Source organism: Streptomyces musisoli, assembly GCF_016741855.1.
Classification (GTDB): Bacteria; Actinomycetota; Actinomycetes; order Streptomycetales; family Streptomycetaceae; genus Streptomyces; species Streptomyces musisoli.
Genome location: NZ_JAERRH010000012.1, coordinates 100,928 through 115,062, shown reverse-complemented (window position 1 = coordinate 115,062; position 14,135 = coordinate 100,928). Strand labels below are relative to the sequence as shown.

The window sequence follows — 14,135 nt, the reverse complement described above, 5'->3', positions numbered from 1 at the left end:
ATACGTTAAGTGCACAGGGTGCGGTGCTGGGAGAGAGGCTACTCGGCCAGCTCCTCCAGCAGCCGCACGGTCGTCAGACCCGCCCGCAGATACTCCACGAACAGCTTGTTGTGCAGCGCCCACGCCGAGCGCCGGGCCCGGATCAGCTGGATCGCCTGGTCGGCCGTGTCACCCCGCTGGACCAGGGCGTGCGCGATGACCAGCCCCGAACGGTTGTACCCGTGGAAACAGCGCACGAGCACCCGGCGGCCGGCGTCCAGCGCCTCGTTCACCGCGCGCGCCAACCGGATCACCCCGGCCAGCTGCGTCCCGTCCAGCGGTCCGTCCGGGATCGGCCACACATGGTGCTCCACCCCCGGACCGGGCCCGTACCCCGGCAGCCGCAGCAGGGACTGCACCACATCGAATTCGTCACGTACGACGGCGAGCTCCAGCCGTCCGGAACGGCCCCGGAACTCGTGTCCGCCCATCCACAGACCGGGCAGGATCTCGTTCCACGGGCTCTCCGGAGCCGGCACGTCGGGCTGCTTTCCGCGGGTCCGCAACGCCGCCTCCCCAACTCCCCCTCACCGGGCCGCCATCCACGGTAACCGGTCTTGCCCCGGGAGCACCCTGCCTGTTCCCATGGTCGAGGGGTGATGGCTCATGAGCGGACTGCGCGTGGTGCCGGCCTTCCGGCTCGGCCGGGAGCGGCTGTACGTCTGCCGCGAGGACGGCAGCAACGTCGCCTGGTACGACCGTGAGACAGGCCGGGTCAACCTGCTCGGCGAGGACCGCAGGGACGATGTGCTGCACGCCCTGAAACCCTTCCTCACCGGCCCGGTGACCGTGGGCCCGCCCCCCGTCCCGACCCCGGCGGAACTGGCCCGGCTGACCCTGCACCCGGACGACGACCTGGCCCCCAACCGTCCCGGCGAGGCCCTGCTGATCGCCCTCGACCGCGACCCCGGCCCCGCCCGCCGGCTGCGCCCCGACCCGCGCCGGCGCGCCCTGAGCGCCGAGCAGGCGGCAGGCCAGGCCCTGGACCGGCTGGAGGGCGCCGGCTGGCACACCCTGCACTCCGTCCCGCTGCCCGGTGGCGACCGCATCCACCACCTGGTGATCGGCCCCGGCGGCCTGTTCGCCGTCCACGCGCTGTACGCCCGCAGGGCCCGGGTCCTGGTCGCCGACCCGATGGTCGCCCTGGGCCGCCGCGAGGCCGAGCCGCTGCTGCGCCGGCTGCGCGCCGACGCCGACCGCGCCTCCTACGCCCTGACCGCCGAGGTCCGCCCGCTGCTGGCGCTGGTGGAGCCGGCCGAGGTGACGATCACGGCGCCGCCGCGAGGAGTGCGTGTCCTGAGGGACGCCGAGCTGCCGGGCCTGGCCCGGCTGGGCGGGGTGCTCAAGCCGGCGGACGTGGAGGCCCTGCACGGGATGGCACGGGACCGGAGGACGTGGGGGAGGGTGTGACGAGGGGGGCGAAGAGGGGGTGACGGGGGGCGAAGAGGGGGTGACGGGGGGCGACGGGGTGCGAAGGGGGGGCGACGGGAGGGCGTGACGGCGTCCGGCGCGCCCGGCGAGGTCCGGTCATGAGGGCCGGCGCGCCCGTCGGCTCTGACGCTACGGCAGCGGAGCGGCCGATCCCGGGTCCAGCAACGGGGCCAGCAGATCCCCGCGGTCCTGCAAGCGCGGCGCGATGTCGTCGGCCCGGAACTCCAGCTGCGCCGGGCTCCGGCACTCGGCGACCTCTTCCCACGTCACCGGCGCGGACACCAGCGGGGCGCGGCGGGCACGCAGCGTGTACGGGGTGGCCGTGGTCTTGCGGGCCGCGTTCTGGCTCCAGTCGACGAACACCTTCCCCGGCCTGAGACTCCTGGTCATCCGGTGCACCACCAGCCGGGGCATCGCCCGCTCGGCCTCCACCGCCAGCGCCTTCGCGTACTCGGACGTCCGTTCGGAGGAACTCCCGCGCACCGCCGCCAGCAGATGCAGCCCCTTCGACCCTGCGGTCTTCGGATACGCCTCGATGCCGTCCGCCGCGAGCCGTTCACGCAGCCACAGGGCGACCTCGCAGCAGTGCACGACGTTCGCGGGCGGCCCTGGATCCAGGTCGAAGACCAGCCGGTCCGCCTCCTCGGGGCTCCGCACCAGCCACTGGTGGGTGTGGAACTCGGTGACCAGGTTCGCCGCCCAGACCAGGCTCGGCAGGTCCTGCACCACCACCATCCGGGCCGGACTGTCCGCCGACGACCGCGGCACCTCGGCGGTCGTGACCCAGTCGGGCGTACCCGGCGGGACGTTCTTGGTGAAGAACTGCTGCCCGTCCGGGCCGTCCGGATAGCGCAGGAGGGACACCGCCCGGTCGCGCAGATGCGGCAGCAGGACCGTGGCGGTGGTCGCGTAGTAGTGCAGCAGCTCCCCTTTGGTGAAGCCGGTCTCCGGATACAGCACCTTCTCCAGGTTGCTGAGCGCGACCCGGCGCCCCTCCACCTCTGTGATAGGCGTCATAGGATGACAATCCCAGACGAACCGGACAAATCGGGAAAGGAAGGGTGCGGCACGTGCGATCGATATGGAACGGCGCCATCTCCTTCGGCCTCGTCAGCATCCCGATCAAGCTGGTGAACGCCACCGAGAGCCACGCGATCTCCTTCCGCCAGATCCACACCGAGGACAACGGCCGCATCCGCTACCGCAAGGTGTGCGAACTGGAGGAGCGCGAGGTCAGCCAGGGCGAGATCGGCAAGGGGTACGAGGACGCCGACGGCACGATCATCCCGATCACCGACGAGGACCTCTCCCACCTGCCCATCCCGACCGCCCGCACCATCGAGATCGTGGCCTTCGTGCCGGCCGACCGGATCGACCCCCTTCAGATGGGCGCGGCGTACTACCTCGGGGCCGGCGGAGCGCCCGCCGCCAAGCCGTACACCCTGCTGCGCGAGGCCCTCAAGCGCAGCAACAAGGTCGCCATCGCCAAGTACGCGCTGCGCGGCCGCGAGCGCCTCGGCATGCTGCGCGTGGTCGGCGAGGCCATCGCCATGCACGGCCTGCTGTGGCCGGACGAGGTGCGGGCCCCCGAGGGCATGGCCCCCGACACCCACGTCACCATCCGCGACAAGGAACTCGACCTCGCCGACGCCCTGATGGACACGCTCGGCGAGGTCGACCTGGAGGACCTGCACGACGAGTACCGGGAGGCACTGGAGGAGGTCATCGCGGCGAAGGCGTCCGGCGAGGCCCCGCCCGAGACCCCGGCCCCCGCCGCCGGCGGCAAGGTGCTCGACCTGATGGCCGCGCTGGAGAGCAGCGTGCGGGCGGCCCGGGAGTCGCGCGCGGCCTCCGGTGAAGAGGCCGAGGTCAGACAGTTGCCCCAGGGGCGTTCCGCGCCGAAGGAGACGGGCGGCAAGAAGTCCACGTCCGCGTCCGCCAAGAAGGCGGCCGCGGAGAAGAGGGCCGCGCCCGCACGCAAGTCGACGTCCAGGACGGGGGAGGGGGCCAAGAAGTCGACGGCCACGAAGTCGACGGCGACGGCGAAGTCCGGGGCGGCGAAGAGCACGGGGGCGAAGAGTACGGCGGCGAAGAGTACGGCGGCGAGGAGTACGGGGGCGAAGGCCGCGGAGACGAAGAAGGCGGCGGCGAAGAAGACGGCGGCGCGCAAGCGGTCGGCGTGAGAACGCGGTTCGAGCACGGGGCGCCGTGGGTGATGGGTCGGCCCTGGGGTGATGTGGCGGGCTGTGGGGTGGTGTGTCGGGCCGTGGGATGGTGTGTCAGGTAGTGGGGTGGTGTGTCAGGCCCTGGGGTGATGTGTCGGGCCGTGGGGGTGTGTGGGGAGGTGGGGCGCTGTGGGGCGGGGCCGCCGCGGCGGCGCCGGATGAGCGACATCAGCTTCGACCCCGCCTCCGGACTGCCCGCCGCTGCCCGGCGCCGCGGACCCGGCCAGTCACCCGAGAGGGTCCGCCGGCTCCCGCCAGTCACCCGAGAGGCTCCGCCGGCTCCCGCCACCCCCGCAGCACCAGCCCACCCCCGGCCGCAGCCAGCGCAGCCAACGCCGTGCCGAAGACCGTCGCCCCCGCCGTCAGCCCCACCGCGTCACTCAGATAGCCCGCCGTGACCGGAAGGACCCCGGCGGGAAGGTAACCCCCCACGTTCAACGCGGCGTTGGCCTCGGCCAGCCGCCCCGCCGGCACCGTCGAGTTCAGCAGCGACAGGCCGCCCAGCTGACCCATGCCCTGCCCGGCCCCGGCCAGCAGCGCGGCACCGGCCAGGGCGGAGACCGACCCGGTGTGCACGGCGGTGACGAGCGCGAGCATGCCGAGGACGGTGGCGGCGGCGCCGGCGAGCAGGATCGTGCGGCGGCCCAGTCCCCGTACCGCGAACTGCACACCCGTCGCACTGAGGAACATCACGAACGCCAGCGCCCCGGAGACGATCCGGCTGCCCGTTCCCAGCAGGCCGGAGAGCAGGGAGGGCCCGAGCGACAGCACGAAGGACGTGGCGGTGATGCCGGGGGCGAACACGGCGATGCCCAGGGCGAGCTGCCGTCCGGCACCGCGCGGCACGCCCGGCACCCGTACCCAGGCGCCGCCCCCGGCACCGGCCCCGGCCCTGTTCCCGACACCGCTCCCGGTCCCACCGTTCCTGGTCTCACCGTTTCGGGTCTCACCGTTTCCGGTTCCACCGTTCCCGGTCCCGGCACCGCTCCCGGGCCCGCCGCTCCCGCTCCCGGCACCGCTCCTGGTATCGGCCCGGGTGGGACGCCGAACCGGCATCCGGAGCACCACCGCGACCGCCGTGACCAGCAGAACCGCCTCCACGGCGAACACGGTGACCGTGGGCCCGGGCAGCGTCTCGGACAGCACGCCCGCGAGGAGGGGCCCCGAGCCCGCGCCGAACACCATCGCGCAGGAGGCGAGCAGCGCCGCGAGCGGGCGTCGGGCGGGTCCCGCCACGTCCGTCACCGCGGCCATGCCCGCCGAGACCACGGCCCCGACCGCGATACCGGTGCAGAGCCGGGCGACGATCAGCGCGGCCACACCGCCTGCGGTCGCGAAGACCAGGCAGGACACGAGGGCGAGCCCCAGCGCGGGCAGCAGTACAGGCTTGCGGCCGAGCCGGTCCGAGACGACGCCGGACACCAGCAGGGAGCCGAGCAGCCCCGCGATGTAGCAGGCGAAGACCACGGTCAGCGTGCCCCTGCTGAACCCCATCTCGCGCTGCCACAGGACGTAGAGCGGGGTCGCGGCGTTGGACAGCACGAACACCGCCGTCACGGGCCAGGCGGCGAGCCAGACCCAGCGGAGGGGAACGTCACCGCCGGGCACGCCGGGCACGCCGGGTGCGCCGTGCGCCGCCCCTGGGGCGCGCACATCAGTCGTCGTCTCCGTCATGGGCACAGTCCTCCCCGAATCGTTAGTACGACTTAAGCCGTACTTGTACGAGCGGAGTCGAACCTAGCACGTAGTACGATCGGAGTCGTACAAGAAGTCGGGGAGAGGGAGCCGCAGTTGTCAGGCCGGAAGACCGAAAAGACACAGCGGACCGCAGGAACGGCCACGGAAGCCACGGCGGAAGCAACCGCGAGAACCGGCACGGAAGCCACGGCGGAAGCCACTGAAGGAACCGTCACGGGAACCACCACTGAAGCCAGGGTGGAAGCCACCGAAGGAACCGCCACGGGAGCCACCGCGGGAGTCACCGCGCAAGGCACCGCGGGCCTCAGCGCGCAGGCCGCGGGACTCGGCGCGCAGGCCGGCGGGGGACTCGGCGCGCAGGCCGGCGGTGGACTCACCGCGGAGGCCATCGCGGGAACGACGACCGGACTCGTGACCGGATTCGTGACCGGACCCGCGACGGGACCCGCAGTCGGGCTTGCCGCCGGACTCGTCGCCGGATTCAAGGTGCTCCCGGAACCACCCGACCTGCCCGCCCCGCTGCCCGAGCCGCCCCTCGCCGAGCTGCGTCTGGAGACGGTGCTGGGCGCGCTCAGCGACCCGCTGAGGCTGCGGATCGTCCGCAAACTGCTGCTGGAGGCGGAGGAGTTCGACCACACCTGCGGCTGGTTCGGCCTGGACCGCCCCAAGTCCTCACTGACCCATCACTTCCGGGCGCTGCGCGAGGCGGGCATCACCCGGCAGCGCCAGTACGGCCTGGAGCGCCGCAGCCACGTCCGGGTGGCCGACCTGAACGCCCGCTTCCCCGGCCTGCTGGCCTTGGTGGCCGCATGGACACCACCGGAAGGCGACTGACCCGGCAGCCCCGACACATGAGCCGGCAGCCCCGGCACACGACCCGGCAGCCCTGACGCACGACCCGGCAACCCCGACACATGACCCGGCAGCCCCGACACACGACGCGCCCCAGGCGCCATGGAACGCGCCGAAACCGACACACGACCCGCTTCGGAGCCCACCAGCCGATATGCCGGTCGACCGCGCTCGTCCGCACATATTCCACGCGCCCCGCCCTTGCCTCGATGGCCAGCGAGCCTTGGCGTCGCTACAAGAGGTCGCCGCAACCGGACGCTGCCAGCGAGCCGACGGGAATCAGGTTTCGCGGTACGGCAGGTCTCTGACCTCGGCGACGAAGGTCAGCCTGACAGGCACTCGATAGGGGACCAGGGCGTCCTGGCCGCGCCGGCCGGTGCCCAGACGGATATCGCCCCGCGCGCACACCGTTTTCCACTCGACGACGAGTTCGACGGCAGTCCGGGGGGCCACTTCCACGCTGACGGATTCGCGGACGGTGAGGCTGCTACGGGAGGTGAGCGCGTACCGCTGGCTGATCTCCTGCTGCAGCTGCCCCATGACAGAACCGAGGCCCAGCACCGACAGAGTGGCACCGCCGCCGTGCCTGCTGACGCTGCTCGAGTCGATCTGGGCCGTCCGCTCGATGGAGTTCGAGATCTCGAGCTGCCTCGTCGCGGGTGCGGTACGGCTGCTGTTGGTGAACGGGTGTCGCTCGATCTCGATGACCTGCTCTTCCAGTTCCCCACTCTCCTCGATGCCGAGAATCCTGGAACCGGACACATCGACGCTCCCCGTACGCCTCTCGCGCCTTCGGCGTGCCATCCCGTTGCCGAGGAAGGGCTGCCGGACGGGCCAGTGCTCTCCACAGATCTGGCAGGTCATCCGTGCCCGGAACCGGCTCAGCGAGACCGGTGCCCCGTACGGCGCCAGTGAATCGGGGAGGAACTGGTCATAGCGGAGAGCGTCGATCACCGTACCGGGAAGGGGCGAGTCCAGAACCTTTCGGCCGCAATGCGGGCAGAGTCCCGTGGCCGCGTAGGCCTTCATGTCGATGGAAGCCCCGGGGTACCTGGGCCGCGGCATGTACCTCACTCCCCTGAGGAAGTGGACGTTTCCCTTCTGACGATACGCCTGGCTTCCTGCGGCTTCACGACGAACTCGGGCAGGTCGGTGAACGGCGAGAGGTGGTACCTGTGAAAACCACCCGTGCATTAATGGCGGTGGACGGGGGCGGCGGATGGAGCCGACCAGCAGGTCCCTTGTCGGTGTGTACCGGAAGCGTAGGGCCCACGCACACCACGGCCGACGGTGCCCACTCCGACATCGGGTGACGAAAGCGAAGGGGCCGACAGCGCCGACCCCGACATCTCCGAGCACGCGGCCGCTGTGAGCCTCGACATACAGGGCTGTCCGCTTTATGCAGCGGCAGCCGACGTCGCCCAGATCGCCGGGGCCGGACGGAAGGAAAAGTCCCAGTTCGCCCACAACCGGCGTCCCGAGGGGCATGGTGCGGAGGTAGACCAAGTCGTCGCGAAGCTCGACGAACTGAGCCAGACGGACGGCGAGTTCTCAACGCTCCTGCTGCAGCTCACCAATGGTGAGGAGGTGTTCGCGGCAGAACAGGCGTGGCTGAAGAAACGCGAAAAGGTGGCGGCCCCCATCAGAGAGTTGGATACACGGCTCGGCGCCACGCAGTGCTTCCGAAAAGGCGAGTGACTTCGAGCCGTAGCCGGCCACGATGCCGCGACCGCCCTCTGAACCGTCCCCGGTCGAACGGAAACTCCGGAGCACCCCGTTACGCTGCACGGCGGCGCCCCCACCGCCGCGGCCCGCCACCGGAGCTCGTAGCAGCAAGCAGTACGCAGTGCCTTGCAGAAGGCCCCTGAACGGCGCCCAGGCAGCGCACAACTGCCCGACCTCCTACGGGGCCACCTCACTGCGCCTACACGCAGCGCCAGCGCCAGCCCTCCCACCGGCCCGACGGCACGGCCGCGACGGACGCTCCTGTTCACGGGAATTCCGTCTGCGGCGGAAGCTCAGTGAGCGGGGAAGGCGAGCCGCAGCACGATCTCCCCGTCGTCGATGTCCCCGGTGGGCTCGAACCCGAACTTCTGGTAGAAGGGCCACGGTTCGCCGTCGCCGGGATCGTAGCTGGTCAGCAGCTCGGTGGCGCCGTCCGCGCGGACCAGGGCGGCGACCTGGGTGAGCGTCTCCCGGCCGATACCTCGCCTCTGGTGCCGCTTGTCGACGAGGAGGCGCCAGATGAAGTGACGCCCTTGGTAGGGACCAGCCGGCGGCTTCCACGACAGCATCACGAAGCCGACCGGCTCGTCGCCCAGGTACACGGCGCGATACCAGGGATTGGCCTCCGGCTTCCTTGCCGCCTCCTTGAGCGACTTGGACACGGAGGCGACGAACCGCTTCTGGTCACGTCGGACACGGAGGGCACGAACGGCATCCCGGTTGCCGTCGGTGATCTCCCGCAGCTGCACGCCTGGGGACCGCATGCCACACCCCTTCCTGCATCCGCCGGCTGCCCCCTACGGACCGACGGAAGAGCCGCCGCCCTGCGCCGGTATCAGGGACGTCAGGCTGGCCGTGTCGGCAGCGTATTCGACGCAGCCGATCCGGAGCGGAACTGGCACGCCGGGCGGTGTCCGCTGACAAAACAGCCACTTCGACCAGGGCAGACAACCCAAGACCCCGCCCGCGAATAACCCGCGGCCCCCGCCCTGGGACCGCCCAGCACCACACATGCCCGCACAAAAGCAAAGCCCCCGACCTCAGCGTCTCCGCGGGACGGGGTCCAAGCCTTCTGATCCGCAGCTCTGTGTGGATCGGTCGGTGAGGGTCAGACCGATCGCCCGACGGCCATACGAGGTCGCCGTCGGACGGGGCGAAGAGGGTCGTGGTTTCGGCGTGGCGAGTGGCCAGGACACGCCACTACTTGAGCTTGGAGCCGACTCCCGACTTCCGGCGGGCCGCTGCTACCGAACTGACAGCTCCCCGTATGCCGCCGCGCCGCGGTCGCGGGGCGCGTCCGCCGAACAGCGCAACTTCCTCCCCGCGCGCGAGCGGATTCCATGGCCTGGAGCGGGACGAACATTAGCGTGTGGGACGGCGGGCGGTCGTGTCCCGTTCATGGGTGGCACGCGGCCGGCCCCTGGTCCAGCTACGTATGTCGAGCGGGTTTCCCGAGGAGGAAAGATGCCGAGCTTGCCGCCAATCTGCGAGCACGCCAAGGCCGGCCTTGCAAAGGCCAAACGGGAGACAGCCTTCAGGCTGAACGAGCTGAACGACGCCCAGAACAAGCTCCACGAGTTGGAAGCCGCACAGCCCCCGGACGAGACGGCGATCGAGGCCCAGAAGGCCGAGGTCGACCAGGCCCGGGATAACTGGCTGGAGGCAAGGAAGAAGCAGAAGGAATGGCAGGAAGCGGTGGACGAACTCTGCAATCCCTAGCACGGACGGGTGGGGCCGTTCGCGGTCAGGGCAGCCCTGGGGTCACGCGGAGCGTGTCGCACCTATCACAGATCGTGCGCGAACACCGAGAAACAACGAGAGAGGGCGGGAGTCAGTGAGGGCGCATGGTGGTGTGGCGGTCAGCCAGTACGCCGCCGGCACCGTGCCGGACTGCTGAGTGCCGCCGGCATCCGCCATCGTTGCCGTCAGTATTGCCGTCACTGCCGTCTGCGGCGACGGTCTCTGACCACCGCATTCGGAGTTCGATCCGGTCTCCGATCTTGGGCTCCCGCGCCACCTGGTGTTAGGTGCTGGTGGACAGTGCTGCCCGTGGGTGTCTGCTGCCGTTGATGTCAAGCGCGGATGTCAGCGAGTCCGACTCGGAGCGGGCGGTCGAGCAGACCTTCCGTGAATCACCCCACCTGGCAGTGCTCTGCAGGCACAATCACCGCCATGGACACGGGGGTTGTCGCGGTCATCGGCTCTGCTGCCGGTCTGCTAGGAGCGACAATTGGCGCCGGCGGGGCGATCGTTGCAGCGATGGTGACTGGTCGCAGTCAAGATCGTTCGCAGTACGCTCACCGGCGCCGTCAGGTTCGGCGGGAGGCGTACGGCAATCCCATCAACGCGGCATACGAGCTGTACCAGGAGCTAGAACCGCTCTCTGTGGCGATAGTTCACCACAGCACCATGTATGCCACACAAGTGCCGGACGAACTGATGGCCGCGTTAGTCAAGGCCTGTCACACGGTGCAGTTGGAAGGACCGGCCGACGTTGCAGCTCAGGCTGAGGTAGTCCGTGATCTCTTCGCCGACTGGAGTGGTGCAGTCCATCTCTGGGAGGTTCAGAACGGGGACCGGCCATTCAGACTCCCCGAGCTCGAAAGGTTGGCGGGTGCGGATCTCCTGCAGATGAAGACCAGCATGGACGCCGGCCGGGACAGGTTCCTCACACTGGCTCGGAATGCCCTCGATGCAACGGCGGACGGCCCAGGTACGGTCTAGTGACCCGCAACGCCCGTTCCTCATCACCAACGTGCTGGTAGGACGCCTGTGGAGGCCGGATAAATACGAGCCATCCGGGTTTAGGCATGGCATCACCAGTGTTCGCAGATCAATCGCGTGACTGTCACTCACCTAGGATCGCGCGTCCGCACGTTGAATCTGTTCTGAAACGGCACCGATCCGACCCTCCACCGCATTCCACCAGCTTTGCGAATTTTAGTCACCCTGCCGCCGTTTCGCCACTCCTCCTTGCGTTGCGCTGGAGTTGACAAGTCGGAGACATCAGCCTGGAATTGATATGTGCAGACGCGGGAGGGGCGAGGGCTTCTGGACTTGGCTGTATTTCCTTCGCAGATGCGGGAGACACTGTCGTGGCAGCCGACGATAGAACACTAGACCAAGATCTGGATGTAGCGGGATACTCAAGGTCATCTTTTTGGCAGCGCACTTCCGCGCACATCGCTGAACTTCAATCACAGCTCAATAGAATACGAGCACTAAACCTTGATGCGCCGGCAAGGCAGATCGCCGACAAGGCGGACACCCACCTGCGCACCGCAAGGCAGGCCGCAGACCGCACGAAGACGCTTTGGTCTGTCTTGACCGGCTCCGACATTGATCGAGCATTCGCCAACATCCACAGAGCAGAAGCGAAGATACTCCGATTGACCCCAAAGGAAGAGCTGGCTGAGTGGGGTCCGTTTGTGCTTGCTACGGCCCGGCAGCATCTAGGGAGAGAAGATGCGCGTCTGAAGAAGCTGGAGGAGCGCCTCAAAGCAAACGGACACAGGCTCAATGAGGACATGAGGGAGCTGGCAGTCACCACATTGCTGGCAGCACATGCAGCTGAGGAGCTTGAACGCGCCAGGGCTCGGAGCTTTAGGAATATCCTAGTCGCTTCCATCGTAGCAACGGGCGCCATTGCATCCCTTTTTGTCTTTTGGGGATTCCAGGATCCGGCGGCAATTGTAAGGAATATATGCTTCGAGCCAAATCCGGGTCAAATGGTTTGCCCCATAGGAGGCGCGCCGTCAGGGCGCGACCTTCTATTGGTGGAATGCTTTGGGGCAGGCGCCGCCGCATTCGCCGCCGCAATCTCTCTGAGGAACATTCAGGGAACGTCAACCCCGTATTCCGTTCCGCTAGGTCTTGTGGTTCTCCGGCTTCCTGTCGGGGCCTTGGCTGCTCTCATGGGCCTCGTGCTTATACATGGTGGCTTCATCCCGGGATTGTCGAACTTGGACAGTGGTCCTCAGATTATCGCATGGGCCATTATCTTCGGCATCTTGCAAGAGACGGTCACTCGGCTGGTCGACCGCCAAGGATCAGCCGTTCTAGAAAACGTACGCGGCCCTGAGCGTGGCTTTGCACGATAATTCGCTGAGCCGTGGAGCCGGCGGCCCCAGCCACGACGGTGTTCTGACCTCGGTGGGCCGTCTCACCCTTACCCCGGCCTGGTCTTCGCCCCTTGTGGGCGCGGACGGGCGACGGCGCGCGAGCAGGGGAGCGGCTAGTAGGAGCCGAGCTGAACCGCTTAGGGCGGCCACGGCTGGCGCGTTCTGCACTCCATCCCCTTGGCCAACGAAGTGGACATCGATCACTTACTGATCGGGCCCGGGGGAGTTTTCAGCATCAATACAAAGCACCACCATAAGAGGGTCGTGTGGGTGGGCGATGACTCTGTGAAAGTCGATCACGGGAAACCGGCGCCCTACGCACGCAAGAGCCGGGCAGAGGCCAAGTACGAGTGCCTGAGCACTATTGCGACTTTCCTGTACCGGTGGAGCCAGTGCTCGTCTTTGTCGGCGTCACCGATTTAAAGGTGGTCGCCACGCAGCTCAAGTGCGGGTATATCAGGAGCGCCAAGTAGCAGCCCTGGCGCCAGTCTCAGGTGTGCTGACGACCGAGCAAGTCGAGCAGGTGTACAGCATCGCCCGCCATCGCCAGGCTTGGAGGCGGGCCTGAGTCGCTGGGCCTCACCGAGGTGCCGGCCAGCCTAGTGGACGTCCGTCGGTGCCCCCGCGGAGTCGCCATCGTCCTAGGCGGAGGCGCCCGGCGTCGTTGGCCCTCGCCTTTCCTGGGCCTCACCTGCGGCGATGCTCCAAGATCCCGTCCACGCCTCGTCCACAGACGCCGACACACGGCCGCTCCGGACGACACACGCCCGCACATACGCGAAGACCCCGGCCTCAGCGTTTCCGCTGGTGACGGGGTCTTTGGGCACCTCATGATGGGTGCCCCCGGCAGGATTCGAACCTGCGCACACGGCTCCGGAGGCCGTTGCTCTATCCCCTGAGCTACGGGGGCGTGTCGGGCGCTGAGCTCTCGCTTGCGGCGACGGGTAGAACATTAGCAGGTCCGGCGGGGTGATCAGGAACCCGTTTCCTCGCGCGGGGCGGGCGGGTCCCCTGTACGGGGTGGAAGTGGGGAAAACCCGGACGCGGTGGCCGGTCCGGACCTACTCTCGAGTTGTGCCAGGCGCTTCGGGTCGGGTGCTTGTTGTGGACGACAACAAGGTCATCCGTCAGCTGATCAGGGTCAACCTCGAGCTGGAAGGGCTAGAGGTCGTGACCGCGGCCGATGGTGCCGAGTGTCTGGACGTGGTGCATCAGGTGCGCCCCGATGTCGTGACGCTCGACGTCGTCATGCCTCGGCTGGACGGGCTGCGCACCGCCGCCCGGCTCCGGGCCGATCCCCGTACGCACCATCTGCCCCTCGCCATCATCAGCGCGTGTACGCAGTACGAGGTCGAGACCGGCCTCGATGTCGGCGTGGACGCCTTTCTCGCCAAGCCCTTCGAACCAGCCGAGCTGGTACGGCTCGTGAAGCACCTCATCGAGCGGAAGAGCGGGGACGAAGGGGCGTGGGGGGACGGGCCCGGGGGAGAGGGCCGTGGCGGGGAAGGGGCCGGGGGAGAAAGGGGAGCGGGAGAAGAGGGCGGAGGCGACCGCGGTGGCCGTGCTGGCGATCGTGGTGGTCGTGGTGAGCACGGTGGCCATGGTGGAGCCGGTTGCCATGGTGGAGGCGGAGACCATGGTGCAGGCGGAGGCCCTGGTGGAGGCGGTGGCACTGGTGGCCGTGGTGGGCCTGGTGAGGGGGGTGACCAGGGCGGCGATGGCGATATCGACGGGGATGAGTGTTCTCCCCGTCGGAGCGGGTTTCCCGCGCAGGGATCCGCCGGCCACGAAGGCGGCTCCCTCGGCCAGGGGCACGATCATGGGCACAGCCATGGGCACGGCCATGAACATGGGCCGGGGCATGAGTTTGAGAGTTTCCCCGGCCGTGGTCGTGAAAGCTTTTCCGGGCATGGTCGTGAGGGATTTTCTGCGCACGAAAGCGGCTTTCCCGGACGTGACGGCCTCGTCGAGCGTGAGGGGGCCGGGCGCGGCGGGGCGTCCGGGCGCGGGGTGGGCGATGGGCGCGGCGGATCCGGGGACGGTG

The 14,135-nt window shown here is 68.8% G+C and carries 13 protein-coding genes, 1 tRNA gene and 1 pseudogene; 9 read left to right on the top strand and 6 right to left on the bottom strand.

Annotated features, from left to right (window positions below):
* Window positions 1-38: 38 nt before the first annotated feature.
* A complete protein-coding gene (locus JK361_RS27755; protein WP_201822866.1) occupies window positions 39-545 on the bottom strand; it encodes a protein-tyrosine phosphatase family protein in 507 nt (168 codons plus the stop codon).
* A 100-nt stretch (window positions 546-645) separates the two neighbouring features.
* Here JK361_RS27755 and JK361_RS27750 point away from each other — a divergent pair, with 100 nt between their 5' ends.
* Window positions 646-1,449, top strand: a complete 804-nt coding sequence (locus tag JK361_RS27750) for a nuclease-related domain-containing protein (RefSeq protein WP_201822865.1) — start codon at window positions 646-648, stop codon at window positions 1,447-1,449.
* Between the two features lie 150 nt (window positions 1,450-1,599).
* On the opposite strand, the gene ligD is transcribed toward JK361_RS27750, so the two are convergent.
* The gene (ligD, locus tag JK361_RS27745) at window positions 1,600-2,487 is read right to left on the bottom strand and encodes a non-homologous end-joining DNA ligase (RefSeq protein WP_201822863.1); all 888 of its coding nucleotides are present in this window, start codon (window positions 2,485-2,487) and stop codon (window positions 1,600-1,602) included.
* Between the two features lie 53 nt (window positions 2,488-2,540).
* Between ligD and ku the strand changes: the two genes are divergently transcribed.
* Entirely contained in the window at window positions 2,541-3,653 is a 1,113-nt protein-coding gene (ku, locus tag JK361_RS27740; RefSeq protein ID WP_201822861.1) for a non-homologous end joining protein Ku, read from the top strand.
* Window positions 3,654-3,953: 300 nt separating this feature from the next.
* On the opposite strand, the gene JK361_RS27735 is transcribed toward ku, so the two are convergent.
* On the bottom strand, window positions 3,954-5,369 hold the full coding sequence (locus JK361_RS27735; RefSeq protein WP_201822853.1) for an MFS transporter: 1,416 nt from the start codon (window positions 5,367-5,369) through the stop codon (window positions 3,954-3,956).
* Between the two features lie 510 nt (window positions 5,370-5,879).
* On the opposite strand from JK361_RS27735, the gene JK361_RS27730 reads away from it, so the two are divergent.
* Entirely contained in the window at window positions 5,880-6,227 is a 348-nt protein-coding gene (locus JK361_RS27730) for an ArsR/SmtB family transcription factor (protein ID WP_307787333.1), read from the top strand.
* Between the two features lie 297 nt (window positions 6,228-6,524).
* Here JK361_RS27730 and JK361_RS27725 read toward each other — a convergent pair whose 3' ends face one another.
* Window positions 6,525-7,274 carry a hypothetical protein gene (locus JK361_RS27725; RefSeq protein WP_201822851.1) on the bottom strand — a complete coding sequence of 250 codons (750 nt, stop codon included), beginning with the start codon at window positions 7,272-7,274 and terminating at the stop codon, window positions 6,525-6,527.
* A gap of 261 nt (window positions 7,275-7,535) precedes the next feature.
* On the opposite strand from JK361_RS27725, the gene JK361_RS27720 reads away from it, so the two are divergent.
* Window positions 7,536-7,943 carry a hypothetical protein gene (locus tag JK361_RS27720; protein WP_201822847.1) on the top strand — a complete coding sequence of 136 codons (408 nt, stop codon included), beginning with the start codon at window positions 7,536-7,538 and terminating at the stop codon, window positions 7,941-7,943.
* A 320-nt stretch (window positions 7,944-8,263) separates the two neighbouring features.
* Here JK361_RS27720 and JK361_RS27715 read toward each other — a convergent pair whose 3' ends face one another.
* Window positions 8,264-8,734: a GNAT family N-acetyltransferase gene (locus JK361_RS27715; protein ID WP_236053666.1), complete on the bottom strand. Its 471-nt coding sequence runs from the start codon at window positions 8,732-8,734 to the stop codon at window positions 8,264-8,266.
* Window positions 8,735-9,443: 709 nt separating this feature from the next.
* Between JK361_RS27715 and JK361_RS27710 the strand changes: the two genes are divergently transcribed.
* The 4 genes from JK361_RS27710 to JK361_RS41420 all read left to right on the top strand — a co-directional run bounded on the left by JK361_RS27710 (window position 9,444) and on the right by JK361_RS41420 (window position 12,514).
* Complete coding sequence (locus tag JK361_RS27710) at window positions 9,444-9,689, top strand: hypothetical protein (protein ID WP_201822845.1); 246 nt, start codon at window positions 9,444-9,446, stop codon at window positions 9,687-9,689.
* A 453-nt stretch (window positions 9,690-10,142) separates the two neighbouring features.
* Window positions 10,143-10,694, top strand: a complete 552-nt coding sequence (locus JK361_RS27705; protein WP_201822843.1) for a hypothetical protein — start codon at window positions 10,143-10,145, stop codon at window positions 10,692-10,694.
* 371 nt (window positions 10,695-11,065) lie between these two features.
* Entirely contained in the window at window positions 11,066-12,070 is a 1,005-nt protein-coding gene (locus tag JK361_RS27700; RefSeq protein ID WP_201822841.1) for a hypothetical protein, read from the top strand.
* 210 nt (window positions 12,071-12,280) lie between these two features.
* A complete protein-coding gene (locus JK361_RS41420) occupies window positions 12,281-12,514 on the top strand; it encodes a nuclease-related domain-containing protein (RefSeq protein ID WP_307787332.1) in 234 nt (77 codons plus the stop codon).
* A 415-nt stretch (window positions 12,515-12,929) separates the two neighbouring features.
* On the opposite strand, the gene JK361_RS27690 is transcribed toward JK361_RS41420, so the two are convergent.
* Window positions 12,930-13,001 (bottom strand) — tRNA-Arg (locus tag JK361_RS27690).
* A gap of 110 nt (window positions 13,002-13,111) precedes the next feature.
* Here JK361_RS27690 and JK361_RS27685 point away from each other — a divergent pair.
* A pseudogene (locus JK361_RS27685) lies at window positions 13,112-13,624 on the top strand (response regulator); the annotation flags it as partial.
* Window positions 13,625-14,135 lie beyond the last annotated feature (511 nt).